Origin of the sequence: Spirosoma liriopis (assembly GCF_023196085.1) — a bacterium.
In the GTDB taxonomy this organism is placed as follows: Bacteria; Bacteroidota; Bacteroidia; order Cytophagales; family Spirosomataceae; genus Spirosoma; species Spirosoma oryzicola.
In genome coordinates, this window is the sequence record NZ_JALPRF010000002.1 from 75,640 (window position 1) to 91,684 (window position 16,045).

Sequence of the window (16,045 nt, forward strand, 5' to 3'; positions counted from 1 at the left end):
TGTTGTTTACGATATATGCCACTGCTTAAATCTGTTTATTCTGGTTCGCCTGCCTACCTTTACAATGGTCATTTACAAACCATTATTCCAAGTCTTACCCGCAATGTCACTGGCGTTACTTACGAACGTGAACGGCTAACGCTCGCCGACGGCGATTTTATCGACCTTGACTGGATCGATGCAGGGAAGAAACGACTGGTTATTCTGACGCATGGACTAGAGGGCGATAGCCGACGCCAATACATGCTTGGAACGGCCCGGCTGTTTTCTCGGCATGGCTTTGATGTGCTCGCCTGGAACTGTCGTTCGTGCAGTGGAGAGATGAACCGGGCTTTTCGGCTCTACAATCATGGTGAGATTGGTGATATTGGTGAGGTGATAAACCACGCATTACGCACCAAATCATACGAAGAAATTGTCTTGGTAGGCTATAGCATGGGAGGAAATATTATCCTGAAATACCTGGGTGTCCATGCAAAACACGCCCCCGATGTTATCAAGCGAGGAGTTGCCATTTCGGCCCCAACTGATTTGGGAGCTAGTGCTGCGCTGCTCGACCGGACTTCGAATCGTTTCTACCGGAATCGATTCATGAAAAAACTGATTACGAAACTAAATCAGAAAGCCGACCTGTTTCCGGGCCGGCTGGATATGACAAAATTGAAGCAGGTAAAGCAATGGCGTGATTTCGACGATTTTTTCTCGGCTCCGGTAAACGGATACCACGATGCCAACGACTTTTACAATCAAGCTTCCGCCGTTAATTACATGGCTGACATTACAGTACCCGCACTATTATTGAACGCAAAAAACGATCCGTTACTATCACCCGAATGTTCACCCGGTTGGCTTGCTGAAAACCATCCGTCTATATTTTTAGAAACGCCCGCTACGGGTGGTCACGTTGGCTTTATGGTCGCGAATGACATATACACCTACGCCGAACGACGAGCGCTGGCTTTTGCCGAAGGTACAATCGACGGCTAAAACATCGCTTCTGCGATCTGTTCAGCGTGAACTAGGCGCTGGCAATATGAATCAAATCTTCGATTTGATTGATGATTGTAGCATTTTCGGGAATATCGATATCCTGTCCGACGACTTGGTAACCCATGAGTAGTAAGTGAACGTCCGGAAACGATTTCACCAGACGATCAACGTAAGGTTGGACTTCATGGTTTGCGGGTACTGAGGTCAAGGCCGTGAGCAGATAATCAGGTTTGTGAACGTTGTAGGCAAAAACCAACTCGTTGAACGGCAAACTCTGACCCAGATAAATAACTTTGTTGTAGCGAGCCCGAATAATGTAATTGCTGAAAAGAAGACTAATCTCGTGCATTTCACCTTCCGGTAAGAACAGCATGTATTTTTTGCCGTCTGGCCGCTGTTTGCTAGCCTGCCCATCGATAGCAACGATAATTTTCTGACGAATCAGATTCGAAATGAAATGCTCCTGGGCAGAGCCAATCGATCCTGTCACCCAAAGCGTACCGATTCGGCTTAAGAATGGATAGACAATGTGGATCATTGTGTTCTCAAAGCCAAACTGGAGAATGTTCGTGCTGATAATCTTCTCGAAACGCTCCTCGTCGAGATCAATCATCGAGATGGTAAGCGCGTGGATCTGATCAGGATAGTTGAGTTGCCGATCTGAAATCTTGATTACTTCACGATACATTTCCTCTACCGACAGCTTCGAGATCTCAGATATCTTGTATCCATGATCTTTTAGCAGAGAAATATTCAGCACCAGTTTGAGATCCTGATCGTCGTACGTGCGGATATTGGTATCCGTTCGCTTGGGAGAAATTATATTGTAGCGTTGTTCCCAGATTCGCAACGTGTGAGCTTTGATGCCCGAAAGTTGCTCTAAATCTTTTATGGAGTAACTACTCATAGAACCAATCTATTGTATATGAACAGGGAGTAAAGCGCCATGCTGATTCATACTTTTTTGCAGTTGACAGCAGACTGCTCTTACAAGCCGACTGAAGATAAATAAAGACATACGGTCAATACCATCGTTAAGTTTGCTTGCTATGCAAATATACTTATAGAACGCCAAACTTTGACTTTTGTTTAAGTGAATTCTACAAAAGTATGAACAAAAATTGGCCGATAAAAAACGTGAATTGTAATGCCAATAACCACTTCGCCAAGCGATTGTCTTTTCGGAAGGGTAGTGCATACCAAACGGTAAACAACAGAATAGAAACAAGCCACCAACCGAGATAATTCTGCAAAGGAACTGGCTGCCCGAACCACGTCCAAAAATCCAGCTGAATCGCTACGGGTTCGATAAATAAGTCTAACACGACCATCACTGTTGCGGCCAGTACAACTTTTAGCCAGGCAGGGGCAGGTAACTCATTGCATACAGAACCAATACAATACGATAAGATAAGCCAGTTGACAGCAATAACCGGAGGAACTGACCATACCTGAGCGCCTAGTCCCCAGCCGTAGGCATAGTGACCAAAAATCGACTCTGTATGAACACCGATTACTTCAATAAAATAGCTCGCCAGTAGGGTGAAGGCAAGATAGATGTAAAAGGAAGGACGCCAGTCGGTGTGATATAACAGTAAAACGACTAGGGATGAAATAAGCGTAACGGGGCTTAACGGGCGGAAATAGTCTACCAACGGGGGGAGTTGTAAACCAACGATACCCGCAAGGTAAGCCATAATTAAAATCGCTCGGATGATTGAGTGATACCGGGTAACTGTAGGAACATGAACGGCCATGAACGAGCAACCACCTGATCGAGAGAAGTGTTACAAAAAAAGCCTCCTGAATAATCAGGAGGCTTTACTAGGGGGTGAAAGACGGGGCTCGAACCCGCGACCTTCGGAACCACAATCCGACGCTCTAACCAACTGAGCTACAATCACCGTTTTGAGAGGGCAAAGATAGTAAATAGCAATGAATTATAAACAATAGCGGCTACCTTTTTTTCTACAATAGCCAACATTGTCTATAATTCATCGCTTATAATTAGGCTTGCTTACCTTGCTGATAACGCTTATTCGCAGCGTTCCAGTCAATTACGTTAAAATAAGCGCCAATGTATTCGGGACGACGGTTCTGGTACTTTAGGTAGTACGCATGTTCCCACACGTCCAAACCAATGATTGGAAATCCTTTTGCGTCTGCAACGTCCATAAGTGGATTATCCTGATTTGGGGTTGAAGTAACGGCTAACTGACCTTCTGGAGTAACGATCAACCACGCCCATCCTGAACCAAAACGGGTCGTCGCAGCTTTCGTGAACTCTTCTTTAAAAGCGTCGTAAGAACCGAATTTTTCGTTGATCGCGTCGGCTAGCTCACCCGTTGGCTGGCCGCCACCGTTACCAGAAATCGTATTCCAGAATAAGGTATGGTTATAATGGCCGCCCCCGTTATTGCGTACTGCAACCGGAGCCTGGCTCACCGTTTGAAGCAATTCTTCAATTGACTTGTTTTCCAGCTCTGTTCCAGCGATTGCATTATTTAAGTTCGTAACATAAGCATTGTGGTGCTTGTCATGGTGGATTTCCATGGTTTGCTTGTCAATGTTAGGCTCGAGCGAGTCGCTGGGGTAGGGTAGTGGGTCTAATACAAAAGCCATTGGACTTATAAAGTTAAAATGGAAGATCTTTCGGTTGGGTTAACACGGCTCCATTCGTTTATGTTCTTAAGCGTCGAAAAAACTTAGTCAATAACTGCTGACTGTCATCGGCTAACACACCTGTTTCGACGCGCGTTTTGGGATGTAAGAGCGAGGGCTGAATGCGGCTGTACCCGCGTTTTGTGTCGGGTGCGCCGATCACAACACGCCCGATCTGCGCCCAAAACAAGGCCCCGGCGCACATAACACAGGGCTCCAGCGTGACGTAAAGTGTACAGTCGGTTAAGTACTTGCCGCCGAGGTATTGCGTCGCTGCCGTGATGGCGAGCATCTCGGCATGAGCGGTTACGTCGTTGAATTGCTCCGTCTGGTTTCGACCCTTCGCTATAATACGATTTTGAGCGACAACTAAAGCGCCAACGGGAATCTCGCCCGCTTCGGCTGCCTCTTCCGCCAGACTTAGCGCAATATCCATAAAGTAGTCATCCGAGAACATAAGCAAGAAGGTAGCTGGAGAACCGGCTAAAATACAGCTTAATTTATTGTTTAAGAATTTTCCGAACCGACTGCCGGTCTCCAACCTGAATGCGAAGTATATACTGACCCGTCGGCTGAGTACTCAGATCAAGTTCGGTTTTGGCCGTACGGGTGGTCAGTTGATGGATTGTTCGTCCCTGCTGATCCATGAGTGAAAGAACAGCCGGTGTACGACTCAGAGGCATATCAATCGCCACGGTCACAGATGTCTGAGCGGGTACGGGATACACACCCACCAACGGATCGAGGGAATTGTTTTCCAGCCCTGTTACAACCAGAACTTTTACAGTCGCTGTACCCGATATAGCGCCTGCTCCGCAACCATTGCTCACACTAACCAGATGATACGTTGTCGTTCGCGCGGGTCGGACTTCGGCAACGTATGGGTTCGTTGTGGTTGTTGCTACGTATGATCGGAGGCTATCCGCGTACGTTACTGTCCAGGGATTTTCACCGCTTAGGGTAACCGTCAAGCTTGCCGGGACACCCGCATAAATAGTTTGATCACCCTTCAGGAGGGCAATCGGTTTGGAGCGTACCGTAACAAGCGTGGGGCTGTTGGTCCCTATCACTTCGACATCTGGATTTGATCCTTTCACGCGAACGTAATACTGACCAGCTACGAAAGAATCTGACAAACGTGCTGTGACAGGGCTGTTGGTACTGGTAGCAGAAATTTCGTATTTTTTACTCGTATCTGCCGTACTGATCAGATCGATTGTAAACGTGTTGCCGTTTCTAAATGCTCCTGTCGTCTGAAACGGGACCGTCAGAGTTGTTCCTGCGCACACAATGTTATTGCCTATGCTGCTCGTTGCGATCGTTGGACTTTGTACACTGATGACGGCTGTTGCCGGATTACCCGGTAGCCCAACACCACAACTATTGGAGACAGTCGTGACCTGGTAAGTAGTATTGCCTCTGGGTAGTACCTGAATGGTTGTGTCAGTTGTGCGGGATACGCCCGAGTAGCCACCCGTCAGGGTGTAGCTGAACGGAGGATTGCCCGTGAACTGTAATCGTAGCGGTGTTCTCTCACCCAGATTGATCGAGGCCGATCCTGTTAATGATAAAGTGGGTATCGCGTTGACGATGACTTTGACAACCGAACGGGCGCTGTAGCAACCCGATGAACTGGTCTGATACACATAATACGCATCACCACCGGGCTCTACATTGACGTTGATCGTGGGAGGAGCGGGGGCAACGGTTGTTTCGTGGCCGTACGGATCGACCCAGTGCAAGACACCCCCTGGCTCAGCGGTTGCTTCCAGGGGTACTGATTTCTCATCGACGCAGTACGCAACTACCGGCTTAGAAACCACCGGGACGGGTGTTGTCTGCACGTATACCTGAAGTGTAGCTTTCTGGCTTTCGCAATTGTCAACCGTCTGGGTAACCTGGTAGCTGATACTACCTGTCTGCGAGATGGGTGGCGTTGGAGCGCTTGAATAAACCCGACCGTCGGTATTGTACCACCTCAGATTCTGACCACTTGCGGTCAACGGCGAAATCGTCTGAGCGGGCTGATCCTTCTGTGCCTGACAGAACGTTAGATTGCTGACGATGGGAGAGGCTGGTATGGGTTTGATGCTGACGGTTAAGGCCGCCTTGTTACTTTCACAGCCGTTTACGGTTTGCGTGGCCTTGAAAAGTTGATTGCCAATCGTGTTTGTACCGGGTGTCGGAGCATTAGCCAACGGTTGATCCGACGCGTCGTACCACTTGATATTTGATCCCGTAGCCGTTAGCGCTTGTGCCTGCGCGTTGTTGCAGAAATTTACTGAACTTACGCCAGGAGCAACGGGTATTGCTTTAACTGTAACAACCAGACTGGCTCTTGTACTCTGGCAACCATCCAGCGTTTGACTGACGTAATACATCGTTTGCCCTGGTGTGGTGTTCTGAACAACGGGACTCGTGGCAGATGCCGTACCACCCGTCGCATTAGTACCATACCAGTTTGCTGTTGCATTAGCCGTAAGGGTTACTGGTAGTGTTGGCACAGGACTATTCTGGCAAAAATCAACGGGTGTCGTGACGGGTGCCGTGGGTGCATCTTTGACAAGCACCGGAATAGCCGCTCGGTCGCTTTCGCAACCGTTTACGATTTGCGTAACGTAGTAGTTTGTCGTGCCAATAATCGATGTATTCGGAATTGTTGCCGTTAGGGAAGAGGGCCCACCCGACTGTTGGGTACCATACCAGTGTAGATCCTGACCGCTAGCCGATAATGGATTGGCTTTCGCGCCTTCGCAGTAAGGACTTGGGGTAATACCGGCGGGCTTGTTGGGTAACGGGTTAACCAGAGCCGTCAAACTTGTCCGAGCACTCTCGCAGCCATTCAGCGTCTGACTCACGTAATAAACCGTTGAACTAACGGTGCTTGTAGAAGGCGTAGGCGCCGTAACCGACGCTGTACCACCCGTGGCATTGGTTCCGTACCAGTTCAATGTGCCACCTTGCGCTGGTGTTGCAGACAAAGCGTTCGCTGGACGATTTTGACAATAGATAGTTGGACTGACTACGGTCGGAGTTGTAGGTAGCGGTTTCACCTGTACGGACAAGCTGGCCCGTGGACTTTCGCAGTTGCCTACTACCTGAGCGACATAATATAACGTTGTCGAAGCGGAGGTCGTACCAGGTGTGGTTGGTGTCGAGGTAGCTGTACCACCGGTTCTGTTAGTCCCGTACCAATTTAATGTACCGCCCGATAGCGCTGTGGCCGACAAGGGTTTTGCTGTTTCATGCTGGCAATAGGTCAACGAAGACGGCACAGAAGGCGAAGCGGGCGCCGACAGGACGGTTACGGCAATTGCTGCTCGCTGACTTTCACAGTTATCAATTATCTGACTAACGTAATACGTAGCACTGCTTTGATTAGTAGGTACTGTCGGTGTTGCTGAAGCCGTGCCACCCGTAGCCGATGTACCCCACCACCGTAATGTCGCTCCTGATAGGGCCGTAGCTGTAAGCGCTGCCGTCGTTGCTCCCTGACAAATACTTACCGAAGCGATTGTTGCAGGAGCTGGCAGAGCATTGCTAGTTGTTACAAGGAGGGAGACCCGCTCGCTTTCGCATCCGTTCAACGTTTGGCTGACGTAATAGGCTTTCTGACCAATTACGCTTGTGTTAGGAGTTGGAGCAATCGATGAAGCCACCCCGCCAGTGGCCCCTGTGTACCAATTGAGCGTTGCCTTCGTAACAGTTGTAGCAGACAAAGGACTGGCAACACTACCCTGACAGTACGATTTGTTCGCAACGATAGGCGCATCTGGCCGTTCGTTAACCGTTACCTTAATGCTTACTTTATCGCTCACGCAGCCATTCAGCGTTTGGCTTACGTAATAAGCCGTGCTACTGGTGAGGTTGGTATTTGGGACTGTTGCAATACTGGTTGGCGCGTTTGATGCATTCGTTCCGTACCAGTTTAACGTTCCACCTGACGAAGCTGTAGCGGTCAGGGGTTGGGCAACATCACCTTCACAATACGCAGCAGGCGTTGATACCGTAGGCAAACCCGGAGCCGATTGGACAGCGACCTGTTGGGTATTTGTGCTAATGCGAGCCGGAGAACTGGAAATAACCCTGATCTTATACGCTACGCTGGCTGCTGTCGTCTTTGGAATCGTCGCGCTGATTGTAGCCGTGTTGGCTGCTGATGGAACCAGAGAAAGCGTTCCGATGCTGATCGTAGAACCAGAGAAAACGCCGTTTGCATCCGATAGTTGAGCCGTAAAAACATTTCCGGTTGAAAATGCGCCCGTCGTTGAAAAGGAAATGACCAGCGTGCCGTTTGAGCCTGTACAGGCGATACTGGCCGATAAGGTACCTGTCGTGATGGTTTGAGCCTTGCCCGGTGTCATAAACCCGGTAAGACAAAAACAGATGAAGAGATAAAAGTAGCGTATAGGTCCCTTCATAGATCTAGCTGGAAAAGCGGTTAACGTATCTAAAAATAGCAAAATTACTTTACTTGATGCAGACGGTAGACGAGGGTAACTAATAGTATCTAACAATAAAAATGCCACCTTTCACAGTGGCATTTCATAAAAGACGAAAGGATCGTGGAGTGTGTTGCGCTTATAAAACTGCGCTGTAAATCAACTCGTGTATTCTTCGGCGAAGCTTAGTTGTGTTGATTGAGTTGTTGCCCGCTGTCGGATAAATACGGTTCGACAAGAAAACGAAGATTAATTCCTTTTCCGGATCAACCCAAACGACGTTACCCGTAAAGCCCGTATGCCCAAATGAGGTGGCGGAGGCTTGTTGCGCCAGATAAACGCTGCTCGAACTTTCCGGATTCGGTTTATCCCAGCCCAGCGCCCGGTGGCTACGGTTACTCAATGTCTGCGTAAAGTAAGGAACCGTCATCGGTTGAAAGATACGCTCCGTACCGTAAAACCCCTTTTGGAGATTCATTTGAAGAAGGGTCGCAATGTCATGGGCGTTTCCAAACAACCCGGCATGTCCCGAAACTCCACCCTGTACCGCTGCCATCTGATCGTGTACCGTACCCACCAGCAGTTGATTCCGGTAGTAGGTATCCTGTTCCGTCGGTGCGCAATGTGGATTTTTCAGGCGTTGAAGTGGTGTAAAGCCTAACTGGTGTAAGCCAAGCGGTTTGTACACATTTTCCGTTACAAACGCATCCAGAGGTTGTTTGCTGACGCGCTCGACAATCTTTTGCAGCATCAGAAAATTCAAATCACTGTACACGTAAGCGGGTTTGCCCGACTCGTCGAGCTTGCGGGACATTGGTGACTGAACCACCCATTTCCAGACTGAGTCCTTCAGCGCAGGCGTTGCCCAAAGCGTCGGCGCTATTTGCAGCGGGTGCAACGTATCACGGGTCGCACTGTAATATTCAGCTTTCAGCCCACCACCCGGCGTCCGTGTCCGGTCCCATGTGGTTGGGTAGAACGACACCATACCCGACTGGTGCCATAATAAGTCCTGAATAACGATATTCTGTTTGTTAGTGCCTCTAAGTTCGGGCAAGTAAACCGATGCTTTCTGGCTTATGTCAATCTGCTTGCGATCATACAGAACCATCACACTTTGCAGCGTTGCCAGCACTTTGGTCAATGAAGCCAGATCATACAGCGTTTCGTCCGTTACTTTCTCTGCACCGGGGCTGTAAGTCAACGCACCAAAGTTCTTGCTGTAAACAACCTTGCCTTTACGAGCCACCAGAATTTCGCAACCGGGTACAACGTGATCGCGAACTGCGTTTTGAGCAATAGCGTCAATTTTTGCCAGAACGGCGGTTTTCATGCCAACGCTTTCTGGCGAACCCGCTGAAAGACGACCTTCCGGACTGACCGTTTCACCAAGCCCAACTTTCAGATCACCCGTCGAAATTGGCAGCATACCTCGGGAGCCTAGTGCGCCGAACAGAACCTGAGGCACAACGCGTTGCATCTCATCAAATTCCTGATAAGCACAGATCAGGCCGTCGGCATCCGTAAACTGCGTAAGGCTGTAAGGCGAACCAAAAACCGTAACAATTACTTTAACGCCCCGTTGTTTCAGCCGTGTTACCAGATCGAATGAAGCTTTGGTAATGCCGAACTTCCGGTAACTCGACTCGGTCATTTTGTGGTAGCTCACGACAACCGTATTCGCCGAACTGACCTGAGCCAGCGCATCGTTCAGTTCTGTTTCGGAAACAATCTTATTCGGGTAAGAAAGCGTCTGAAAAGGCGCGTATTGGTTAAGCGTTTTTTGGAACGGGTTGTCGACATCTGCACCAATCGCAATCGACGCCAACCGCAGGGAGTCCAACGGGCCGATAGGCAGGATCTTGTTACGATTTGTAACAACCGTAACCGCTTGTTCGCACAAGTCATGCTTGAGCTGTTGCGCTTCCGGTGAATTCAGCTCCGCCGATAAGCCAGCAAGATTGATGGGCTTATACTGATTTAACCCAGCCCAGTATTTAGCGCGAAGTATTTTTTTGACTTTTTCGTCAATGAATTCCTGGGATATGACACCCTGCTGAATCGCATTAAGGATATTTTGCGAGGCTTCCCGAACGTTTTCTGGATACAGCAAAATATCGTTTCCTGCCATCAACGCCCGTAGGTTAACGTCCATTGCTTTGGGTGACCGGCTGATACCGCCCATGTTCAGCGCATCAGTAAAGACCAATCCCCGGAATCCCAGCTCCTTTTTAAGAAGCTCGGTTACAATTTTTTCGGATAACGTAGCGGCCAGGGCCGGGGTGTTGTCCATTACTGGTACGTGCAAATGACCCGTTACAACGCCCATCAAACTGTCGGCAATGAGTTTCCGGAATGGGTACAGGTCAATGTCACGCATTTGCTCCGACGACCGGCTAACGGTTGGCAGCGTATGGTGCGAATCGGCATTGGTGTCGCCGTGGCCCGGAAAATGCTTGGCCGTAGCAATGACGTGCGTTTGCTGTAAGCCACGCATGTAAGCCGACGCTTTCAAGGCTACATTCTCCTTCGACTCCCCAAATGAACGAATACCGATGACCGGATTCGCGGGGTTGCTGTTAATGTCCGATACCGGGGCAAAATTGATATGGATGCCGAGCCGCTGGCATTGCCGCCCAATTTCGGCGCCCATCCGGTAAATCAGCTCATTGTCGCGAATGGCACCGAGCGCCATCTGCTTGGGAAAGTCCATCGTACTATCCAGGCGCATCCCTAATCCCCATTCGCCATCAATGCCAATCAGCAAGGGGACTTTTGATAATGCCTGATAGCGATTGGTCAGAACGGCCTGCCGGTACGGACCACCCTGGAAAAAGATCAGACCACCAATATGGTTTGTCTGGATAAGGTGCTCGATGTATTGGTAATGATTATCATGACGGTTGGAGAACGTAGCCACCATGAAAAATTGCCCGACTTTTTGTTCGGGGGTGAGCGTCTGAAACACACTGTCGACCCAACGCTGCCCACTATCGGGAAGCGAAAAGACTTCAACAGGGGTGGCGTACGAACGCACGTGCGAAGCGGGTGCCGTCAACCGTCGGGCCTTCGCTTTGTGAGCGTGTGCCGACGGGGCGAGCCGGGTCCATAAAGTACGCCCTGGCTTCGTTAAGCCAAATGCCGTAAATAAACTGACGGACAGCAGACCGATGACCAAAATCGGTCGTACAAGGTTGTTCCGCATGGGTACTCGATTGGTAAAAAGGTACAGTCGGCTATCGGTGGTTTATTGCCAAACCATAAAAATAGCCAACACCTACTGAAAACAATAACACATGTTTGAATTATCTAACTTTTTAACAAAATAATATACGTGAAATGTTTCGCTGCTTGGATTAATACAAAATTAAAACGAGCGAATGGAAAGAAAGCCGACGTTGCGATTTCAGGAAATGCATTGACAATCAATTCATCAGTTGAAGAATAAATGAATGTTTGTTGCAGGATTGAAACGTTAAAAAAGTACACGGAGCAGCACAAAATAACAGCAGATCAATCACCAACCGTATACGGGGTAGCTGTAAAGTACTTGGAGCGGAAGAAAACTTCCTGTAAACTGACAAATGAGATTGGAGAAGCAGGCTGGTAAGAGTTTAATAACGATTCGTTGTCTACATGGGCCGATCACCCAATAGCCTGTTCAAGTGGATCATTGCAAGACCCATTCTGTAGCTAGTTGGAAGAAGCTACAGGGCGCTTTCAGACGTAACTTAACAGCCGTCAGATGAAGCGTGGAAGAGAGGATGCGTAAGGGTAAATCAGAAAGACCGTGCCGGACGTACGCTCGCCAGGGCAGCAACCAGTCGTTTGCTTAGTTCAGCTTTGTCAATAGCGGCAAGCGGCTGCCAGCACGACGACGCTGATGTCACTTTCGATTTTTGAACTAAAGCCGACGATTTTGCCCGCATTTGCTTTCTGGCAGCAAAAATATTGTGCGGATGCCCCATGCTCATCGCCTGTCCGCTAATGCCTACTAGTAAGGTTCCGACAATTAGTAAGGTTTTCATGGTCTGGTTGGTTCTTATTGACAACACAAAGATATAGGCTTTGTTGGGTATCTTGCAATACATAGTACTAAATTTTTCAATTATTTTTTCAGGATCGACCAGGTCGAGCAAAATATTGAGTCTCTTCTCCATAAAGCATAATCATTTTGCTCGACCTGGCTAACCGATTTATAGTCAATCAAGCACGATTCGTTTGACGGCACCGTCTTCGTTCTGCGTGACAGTTATAAAGTAAGCTCCTTGTGCGCTTTTACCTAAATCAATTTGGCCGACAAACTCACCTGAGAAATTGTTCAACTCGCGTTTAGCTACTTCTTTTCCTTTCGGATTGGTCACAACGATACTTACATCGCCTTTTGCCGGAGCCGTGAACCGGACGTTCAGTTGGGCGCGGTCTGGGTTGTTTGGATAAGCATCCAATCCACGAATGGTAGACGGTTTGCTGTTGAAATTGCGTGACCAGTCTTCGAAGGGACGAACAAGCTGTCGATCCAAGTCGCGCGGTAATTGCATTCTGAATCGGTTTAGCTGGTCGGCCAGCGAATCGGTCCCGCGACGAAATTCATAGCGCCAGGTTTGTAAATCGCGGTCGTTGATCCGGGGTATTCTGCCTCGATACACGTAAAAATCATCGGGAAGCCGTCGGTGGCGGGGGGTGAGACGCTCGCGTCTTGCTACGTGGCCGCTATCCGTATCATCAACGATGATGGTCATGTGGCGTTTGCCTTCTTTCCCTTTCCGCGTCGTCTTCAGCGAGTCGACCAGTTTCATGACAAGACGGTCGCGTTCAGGATCAGTCAGACCGTCAACCCGGTAGGTACGTTCGATCTCCCGCACTTCATCGCCGTTTCGTTCAATGATTCGGACGTTAACTTCGTCTTTCTTTGGCGAAGAACCCGCCTTCTGAGCCGTAGCGATTCCACTGATACCACCAGCGATCAACAGCGCTAAAACGAACCGCTGTAGCAGAATTACTGTTTTTTTCATAATCGTAAACATTAATGAATACACAATAAGATAGGCTAAAAGTCATTGAGGGTGGGGCTGTTAAAGTTTGTTAAAGGCTCAGTGACTGCCTGGCAGCATTCGTATTTTTACGGATTACACAATCAGGCATAGCCAAAAGCATACCGATTGTGATCCGCTTGTTTACCCATAGATGAAAAAAAAGGCCGAAGGTTGCATAAAGGCCGAAAAAAATGTCGACACTACGCATACGATGGATTGTTGCCCTGATGGCAGTCGGATTGGTGGGCCTCGTTGGTTTACAGTCTTACTGGATCAGTAGTGCATTGCATTTGCAGAAAGAACAATTCGACTATAAGGTTACCGATGGCTTGCAGGAGGTTGTTCGCGCCCTCGAACGGCAGGAGGCTATGTACCAGGCAAAACAACATATCCAGGCCCGCGACCATCAGGACCGGTTGATGGCGATTGCCAGAAAAGAAGATAAGAAGTCGGTTGTTGAATCCTCGGCTTCCAGGAAAAAAGTAGCCAGTGCAACATCCGATAAAGTAGCTAGTACTCAGGCAAAGAAAGCAAATCCGAAAGTGACTGATTCGCAGCGGTTGCCGTATGGAATGGCCCCGGCTGGTGCGGTAGTTGTACAATCGGATGTGCTGCATCCGGTAGCGCATCCGCTGTCGCCAGAGCAAATGGCCGTTGTCGAAGAATTTTTCCGCCAGCAGGATGAACTGATGGCGGTTGGTGATTGGCAGACGCAATTGGCGCAACAACAGCAGTTTAATCACTGGGTCGATCAGATTCTTGTCAACGAACTCAATCAGATCAACGGACAGGTGGCTTCGGCTCGTCGGCAGGATTCGCTGGCTCGATTAAAAGCAAGTCGGGAGCGGGCCAAGCAGATTGCTAAGCAGCGAAAGTCGCGCCAAAATGTGTTGAACGATTCGGCTAAAACAGAGGTGGCCGTCAGTACACCGACAAGCTTTAGCTCGAACCGAACGGGCGAGCAGTCGAGAATGATCAAGGATGTATTGAAAGGGCTACTTCTTTCGGAACGCCCCATCGAGGATCGTATCAACCGACTGGCGCTCGATACGCTGCTACGGCAGGCATTGCAGGAAAGAGGCATCAACATTCCGTTTGCTTTTGGCGTTCGGACGAAATCCCAACCTGCTTTTTTGTTTACGTCGCTCGGTATGAGTCCGCAGCAGTTCAGCGAGGGTGGGTATAAAGCCGCCCTGTTTCCGAACAATATGCTCGAAACTGGAAACTACGTTTACGTTTATTTCCCAACGCAACGACAGTTTATTCTGAGTCAGTTGTGGTTTACATTCGGCGCATCAGCCGTGTTGATTCTCGTCATTCTGGCTTGTTTTTACATTGCTATTAGTACGATTGTCCGACAGAAAAAGCTGGCCGACATCAAGAATGATTTCATCAACAACATGACCCACGAGTTCAAAACGCCTATTTCGACCATCTCATTAGCGGTTGAAATGGCGCAGGAACAGGTCCGCCACCCGCAGGGCGCTTCAAGCACGGATGAGTCATCCGTAAATGAACGGTTGTCGCGTTACATGGGTATTATACGTGATGAAACCCGACGACTTGGTTCGCACGTTGAAAAAGTACTGCAAATGGCCTTGCTCGACCGGGGCGAAATCAAGCTGAAATTGTCGTCAGTCAACGTACATGATGTCGTCGAGAATGTGCTGAACAACATGAGTTTGCAGATCGAGCAGCGCGGGGGCGAGTTAGACCTGGAGTTTGATGCCGACCGCGAAGTGATTGAAGCCGATGAGGTCCACGTAACCAACATTGTGTATAACCTGCTCGACAATGCGCTGAAGTACTCGCCCGAAAGTCCGCGTATCGCCTTGGCTACGCGTAGCCTTCCCGAAGGAGTCAGCATAACGGTTACGGATCACGGCTTGGGAATGACCAAAGATCAGCTAAGCCGTATCTTTGAAAAATTTTACCGGGTTCCGACGGGCAACCGGCACGACGTAAAAGGTTTTGGGCTGGGATTGAGTTACGTGAAGAAGATGGTTGACGAACACCACGGGCAGATTCACGTGGTCAGCGAACCTGGCAAAGGCAGTTCATTCGAAGTGATTTTACCCTATAACATTAGCGAAAGAGCAAAAGAGTAGTGAACGATTCATGTACTCGTTTGCTCTTTCATCGTTCAATTATGCCTACCATTCTTCTCGTCGAAGACGATCCCAATCTGGGCCAATTAGTGCAGGAATACCTGACTATGAAAGGCTACGCTACTGACCGCGCTACGGATGGCAATCAGGGCCTGCAAAAGTTCATGGCTGGTCAGTACGACCTATGCATCTTCGATGTAATGATGCCTAAGAAAGACGGCTTCACCCTGGCGAAAGAAGTACGTATGGCGCAGCGCGAAGTGCCGATTATTTTTCTGACGGCCAAGTCCATGCAGGAAGATGCCATCCAGGGCTTCAAGGTGGGAGCCGATGACTACGTGACGAAGCCGTTTAGTATGGAGGAGCTTTTGTTACGCATTCAGGCTATCCTACGGCGGTATCAGCGATCTGCCGACGCACCTGAACCAACGGTATATAAGATCGGTTCGTTTTCGTTCGATTATCCCCACCAACTGCTAAGCCGTTCCGCCGAAAATGAACCCCAAATCGAAATAGAGTCGCCGGCGCAGAAACTAACCAGTAAGGAATCCGAGTTATTAAAGTTGTTGGCTCAGAATTTGAATCAGCCCGTTAGCCGTAGTTTTGCGTTAAAAATGGTCTGGGGTGACGATTCATACTTCAACGCCCGCAGCATGGACGTGTACGTTACCAAGCTTCGCAAATACTTGAAAGACGATGCGACTGTTCAGTTGGTCAATGTACACGGTGAAGGATTTAAACTGATTGCCTGACGGTTTTCAGCTGTTCGATTGTTTTGAACCGAACGGTACGCGAAAACCGAAATTTG

Annotated in this window: 11 protein-coding genes and 1 tRNA gene; 3 read left to right on the forward strand and 9 right to left on the reverse strand. The window is 49.0% G+C overall.

All coding sequences use genetic code 11. The features are described 5' to 3' along the window. Positions 1 to 15: 15 nt before the first annotated feature. The gene (locus M0L20_RS09425; RefSeq protein WP_248476698.1) at positions 16 to 987 is read left to right on the forward strand and encodes a YheT family hydrolase; all 972 of its coding nucleotides are present in this window, start codon (positions 16 to 18) and stop codon (positions 985 to 987) included. A gap of 31 nt (positions 988 to 1,018) precedes the next feature. Here M0L20_RS09425 and M0L20_RS09430 read toward each other — a convergent pair whose 3' ends face one another. The 9 genes from M0L20_RS09430 to M0L20_RS09470 all read right to left on the reverse strand — a co-directional run bounded on the left by M0L20_RS09430 (position 1,019) and on the right by M0L20_RS09470 (position 13,108). Beyond that, the gene (locus M0L20_RS09430; protein WP_232560656.1) at positions 1,019 to 1,897 is read right to left on the reverse strand and encodes a MerR family transcriptional regulator; all 879 of its coding nucleotides are present in this window, start codon (positions 1,895 to 1,897) and stop codon (positions 1,019 to 1,021) included. Between the two features lie 193 nt (positions 1,898 to 2,090). Continuing rightward, a complete protein-coding gene (locus tag M0L20_RS09435; protein ID WP_248476699.1) occupies positions 2,091 to 2,687 on the reverse strand; it encodes a carotenoid biosynthesis protein in 597 nt (198 codons plus the stop codon). A 132-nt stretch (positions 2,688 to 2,819) separates the two neighbouring features. Next, positions 2,820 to 2,895, reverse strand: a tRNA-His gene (locus M0L20_RS09440). Positions 2,896 to 2,997: 102 nt separating this feature from the next. Then, positions 2,998 to 3,612: a superoxide dismutase gene (locus M0L20_RS09445; RefSeq protein WP_232560658.1), complete on the reverse strand. Its 615-nt coding sequence runs from the start codon at positions 3,610 to 3,612 to the stop codon at positions 2,998 to 3,000. 58 nt (positions 3,613 to 3,670) lie between these two features. After that, on the reverse strand, positions 3,671 to 4,108 hold the full coding sequence (locus M0L20_RS09450) for a nucleoside deaminase (RefSeq protein ID WP_232560659.1): 438 nt from the start codon (positions 4,106 to 4,108) through the stop codon (positions 3,671 to 3,673). A gap of 43 nt (positions 4,109 to 4,151) precedes the next feature. Then, a complete protein-coding gene (locus M0L20_RS09455; RefSeq protein WP_248476700.1) occupies positions 4,152 to 8,072 on the reverse strand; it encodes a T9SS type A sorting domain-containing protein in 3,921 nt (1,306 codons plus the stop codon). 160 nt (positions 8,073 to 8,232) lie between these two features. Next, positions 8,233 to 11,298: a serine hydrolase domain-containing protein gene (locus tag M0L20_RS09460; protein WP_248476702.1), complete on the reverse strand. Its 3,066-nt coding sequence runs from the start codon at positions 11,296 to 11,298 to the stop codon at positions 8,233 to 8,235. A gap of 574 nt (positions 11,299 to 11,872) precedes the next feature. After that, positions 11,873 to 12,121, reverse strand: a complete 249-nt coding sequence (locus tag M0L20_RS09465; protein ID WP_232560662.1) for a hypothetical protein — start codon at positions 12,119 to 12,121, stop codon at positions 11,873 to 11,875. Between the two features lie 174 nt (positions 12,122 to 12,295). Continuing rightward, complete coding sequence (locus M0L20_RS09470) at positions 12,296 to 13,108, reverse strand: T9SS type A sorting domain-containing protein (protein ID WP_248476704.1); 813 nt, start codon at positions 13,106 to 13,108, stop codon at positions 12,296 to 12,298. A gap of 212 nt (positions 13,109 to 13,320) precedes the next feature. Between M0L20_RS09470 and M0L20_RS09475 the strand changes: the two genes are divergently transcribed. Then, entirely contained in the window at positions 13,321 to 15,237 is a 1,917-nt protein-coding gene (locus M0L20_RS09475; protein WP_248476706.1) for a sensor histidine kinase, read from the forward strand. Between the two features lie 41 nt (positions 15,238 to 15,278). After that, positions 15,279 to 15,989 carry a response regulator transcription factor gene (locus tag M0L20_RS09480; RefSeq protein WP_248476707.1) on the forward strand — a complete coding sequence of 237 codons (711 nt, stop codon included), beginning with the start codon at positions 15,279 to 15,281 and terminating at the stop codon, positions 15,987 to 15,989. The last annotated feature ends 56 nt before the right edge of the window (positions 15,990 to 16,045 follow it).

What these genes read in the sequence shown, in the direction of transcription:
- M0L20_RS09460 (WP_248476702.1), bottom strand. Translation starts at nt 11,298, where the DNA reads ATGCGGAACAACCTTGTACGACCGATTTTGGTCATCGGTCTGCTGTCC.
- M0L20_RS09435 (WP_248476699.1), bottom strand. Translation starts at nt 2,687, where the DNA reads ATGGCTTACCTTGCGGGTATCGTTGGTTTACAACTCCCCCCGTTGGTA.
- M0L20_RS09475 (WP_248476706.1), top strand. Translation starts at nt 13,321, where the DNA reads ATGTCGACACTACGCATACGATGGATTGTTGCCCTGATGGCAGTCGGA.
- M0L20_RS09445 (WP_232560658.1), bottom strand. Translation starts at nt 3,612, where the DNA reads ATGGCTTTTGTATTAGACCCACTACCCTACCCCAGCGACTCGCTCGAG.
- M0L20_RS09450 (WP_232560659.1), bottom strand. Translation starts at nt 4,108, where the DNA reads ATGTTCTCGGATGACTACTTTATGGATATTGCGCTAAGTCTGGCGGAA.
- M0L20_RS09480 (WP_248476707.1), top strand. Translation starts at nt 15,279, where the DNA reads ATGCCTACCATTCTTCTCGTCGAAGACGATCCCAATCTGGGCCAATTA.
- M0L20_RS09425 (WP_248476698.1), top strand. Translation starts at nt 16, where the DNA reads ATGCCACTGCTTAAATCTGTTTATTCTGGTTCGCCTGCCTACCTTTAC.
- M0L20_RS09470 (WP_248476704.1), bottom strand. Translation starts at nt 13,108, where the DNA reads ATGAAAAAAACAGTAATTCTGCTACAGCGGTTCGTTTTAGCGCTGTTG.
- M0L20_RS09430 (WP_232560656.1), bottom strand. Translation starts at nt 1,897, where the DNA reads ATGAGTAGTTACTCCATAAAAGATTTAGAGCAACTTTCGGGCATCAAA.
- M0L20_RS09465 (WP_232560662.1), bottom strand. Translation starts at nt 12,121, where the DNA reads ATGAAAACCTTACTAATTGTCGGAACCTTACTAGTAGGCATTAGCGGA.
- M0L20_RS09455 (WP_248476700.1), bottom strand. Translation starts at nt 8,072, where the DNA reads ATGAAGGGACCTATACGCTACTTTTATCTCTTCATCTGTTTTTGTCTT.